Source organism: Micromonospora sp. D75, assembly GCF_018070405.1.
GTDB lineage: Bacteria > Actinomycetota > Actinomycetes > Mycobacteriales > Micromonosporaceae > Micromonospora > Micromonospora chalcea.
Map to the genome: position 1 here is coordinate 1 of NZ_JAGPXV010000650.1, position 3,293 is coordinate 3,293.

The following is a 3,293-nucleotide window of genomic DNA, read 5'->3' on the forward strand; positions in this document are numbered from 1 at the left end:
TACCCGGCTGGGTCTGCGTGCCGGGCTTGGCCGCGAAGGAGTTGCTGACCACCAGGCAGACGGTTCGCACGGCCTGCTCCGCGCCGGGGCTCGGCTCCGGGCTCGGGCCGTCGTCGTCCTCCTCCTCGGCGGCCGACCAGCGCAGTCCGGCGGAGACCACGTCGGTGCGCCCGCTTCCGGCGTCGACGCCGCGGACCAGTTCCCGCCCGTCCGGCGCAGTGGCGCGCAGCAGCACGCCGTAGTCCGGGTTGACCGGCCGGTCCAGCGCGACGCTCACCGAGGCGCGCAGCTCCTGGCCGGGCCGCACCGGCACCCGGTACCAACGGTGCTCGGAGAACGCCTCCCGGTCGCTGTAGACGCCGGGGGCGAGCAGCGGCGCGCCCTGGCACGCCGCGCCGCCGCCGACCACCGCCGGGGTGGCCGTGTACGTGTCCCGGGCCCGGTCGACGAGCTGCTTGATCCGGCCGGTCAGCTCGTCGGCGCTCTGCGCCGCCGTGTAGGTGCCGCCGGTCGCGCCGGCGATGCAGAGCAACTGGTTGCGTACCTTCTCGTCCGGGGCGAGGCCGAGCGTGTCCACGACGAGCCGGGTGCCCTGGGCGGCCAGCTCGCGCGCCACCTCGCACGGGTCGGGCGGGGCGCAGGTGTCCTCACCGTCGGTGATCAGCACGATCCGGCGGGCGGTGCTGCCGGTGCCCAGGTCCTGCGCGGCGGAGCGCAGCGCCAGCCCGACCGGTGTGAAACCGGTCGGTCGCAGCCCGGCGACGGCGGCCTTGGCCTGGGTACGGTCCACCGGGCCGACCGGCACGATCTGCTGGGTGTCCAGGCAGCCCTGCTTCTTGTCCTTGCCCTGGTAGGTGGCGCCGAGCACCCGGATGCCGAGCTGTGTCTCGTCCGGCAGGGCGTCGACCACCTCGTTGAACGCCTGCTGCGCGACGGAGATCCGGCTGCGCCCGTCGATGTCCCGGGCCCGCATCGAGCCACTGACGTCGAGGACCAGCTCCACCTTGGGTGGCTCGGCGACGGGCTCGGAGGTCTCGTCGTCGGCCCCGGCGGGGCTCGGTCCGATCAGCGCGGCGGCCGTCAGCAGTCCGAAGAGGACAATCGTCGATCGTCTCTTGTTGATCACCGGGCGAAGTGTAGTGAGATCCACTTTGGAAGATCATCCGGGTCCGGCGTCCCTCTGCTCCTGCCTGGCGCCGGAGATCGAACCCGTTATGTTCCCGCAGGATGACCCACTGTTAGATGCCGGAGGTGAACCTTTCGGCAGTGGCGTGCCCGTCGCAAATCTGACCGGCCCGCACCCGTTGTGCCCGTGCCGGAGTGTGGTTAAGCTCTGTCTTGCGCGCCCCAATCGCCCGCTTCCCCCGTGGCAGGCGATCGGGGCGCGCTTCTTTGTGCCGGCGCCCGCGCCTCTAGATCCAGCGGCCGTCCAGCCACATCCGCGCCGACCACTCCGCGTACGGCAGCACCCGGCCCACGAAGATCGGGTAGAAGTACGCGAAACAGAGCGCCACCAGCAACACGTAGGCGCCCGCGATGATCCCGCCCACCATCCGCCGATCCCGTAGCTGCTGCGGATCGGGCGGCGCGGCCGTAGCGGTCGTCGCGGTTACCGGCGCCGGAGTGGTGCTCGCGCCGAGCACATAGACCACCGCCAGCACCAGGAACGGCACCGCGGGCGCGGCGTAGAAGGAGAACATCGTCCGGCCGTCGAGCGCGAACCAGAACCACGGCAGCAGGCCGGCGGCGATGCTGAGCAGGATCGCGCCCGCCCGCCAGTCCCGCCGGGCCAGGCCGAGCCAGGCGGTCGCGGCGATCGCCGGCAGGAACGACCACCACAGCAGCGGCGTGCCCAGCAGCAGCACCTCCGACGCGCAGCTCGGCGCGCCACAACTGCCGTCCCCGGACCAGTGGAACGCCACCGGGCGGCCGAGCAGCAGCCACTGCCACGGCCAGGACTGGTACTTGTGCGGGTCGTCGAGCTGGGTGTGGAAGCCGTACGAGGCCTTGTGGTATTCCCACAGGTTGTTCAGCGCCCCGATGAACGGGGTGTCGCTCAGCTCCGGGTTGTTCGGGTAGCGCTCGGCCAGGCGGTAGTAGCCCTCGTCGCTGAGCAGCCAGCCCGACCAGGTCGCGACGTAGGTGACCACCATCAGCACGCCGGCCGCGAGCAGCCAGGGCAGCTCGTCCAGCACCGCGTCACGCCACGGACGGCGAACCCCTGCCGAACGGCGGACGCCCACCTCCCAGAACAGCACCAGCAGCGCGAACGCCGGCACGAAGTAGATCGCGCTCCACTTGACCGAGCAGGCACAGCCGAGCAGCACCCCGGCCGCCAGCCGCCACCACGGCCAGTTCCGCCAACCGGACGGAGGCCGCCCGGCCCGCCCCGGCCGGGTCGGGTCGAGCCCGGCCTCCAGGGCCCGCGTCCAGCGCCGTCGCCGGGCGTCCCGGTCGAGCACCAGCGCGCCGAACGCGGCCAGCACGAACAGCAGCAGGAAGATGTCGAGGATGGCCGTGCGGGACAGCACCAGGTGGAACCCGTCGAGCGCGAGCAGCAGGCCCGCCGCGCAGCCCAGCACCGTGGACCGGAACATCCGCCGGCCGATGCGGACCAGCAGCAGCACCGACAGTGTGCCGGCCACCGCCGCGCCGAACCGCCAGCCGAACTCCGGCGACGTCGTGATCAGGTGGCCCGGCACCGAGACGCCGCTGTCCGCGTCCTGGTAGCCGAAGGCCCACTCGCCGATCCCGATCATCCACTTGCCCAGCGGTGGATGCACCACGTACGAGGGGCCGTTGTCCTTGTAGTTCCACTCGACGCCGCGGTCGATCAGCCCGTACGCGTCCTTGGCGTAGTAGGTCTCGTCGAAGACCTTGCCGGGCGGGAAACTGAGCCCCACGAAGCGCAGGATCGCCGCGATCGCCACCACCACGGCTGTGGCCAGCCACGCCTGCCCCCGACCGATGCGGTCGTCGACGGTGGCGAGCCGGCGCCGCACGGCGGCGGGCAGCCCGCCCCCGCTGCCGTCGCCGCGCTCGGCGGTGGAAGGGTCCGGGTTCGCGCTCTGTGCTGTCGACGCACTCGTCACCCGGCGATCGTAGGCTGCGAGGGTGCCCGGTGGCGTCCATCGTCTCCGAAATTGGTACGACCATCGATGAGGGAGCACGCGCCGTGGGGGAAATGTCCGAGGTCGGACGGCTGGTGTTGCTCGGCGCGCCGCTGGGCAACCCGGCCGACGCGTCCGCCCGGTTCCGGGAGGTGCTGGCCGTCGCCGACGTGGTCGCCGCCG

The 3,293-nt window shown here is 72.2% G+C and carries 2 protein-coding genes and 1 pseudogene; 1 reads left to right on the forward strand and 2 read right to left on the reverse strand.

All coding sequences use genetic code 11. The annotated features are described in order from the left end of the window. The coding region (locus KBX39_RS27100; protein ID WP_210873186.1) for a VWA domain-containing protein at positions 1–1,126 on the reverse strand (1,126 nt) is incomplete at its 3' end. 286 nt (positions 1,127–1,412) lie between these two features. Further along, positions 1,413–3,092 (reverse strand): phospholipid carrier-dependent glycosyltransferase, encoded by a 1,680-nt coding sequence (locus KBX39_RS27105; protein ID WP_210873188.1) that lies wholly within the window; start codon positions 3,090–3,092, stop codon positions 1,413–1,415. A gap of 83 nt (positions 3,093–3,175) precedes the next feature. On the opposite strand from KBX39_RS27105, the pseudogene KBX39_RS27110 reads away from it, so the two are divergent. Beyond that, positions 3,176–3,293: pseudogene (locus tag KBX39_RS27110) on the forward strand (16S rRNA (cytidine(1402)-2'-O)-methyltransferase); the annotation flags it as partial.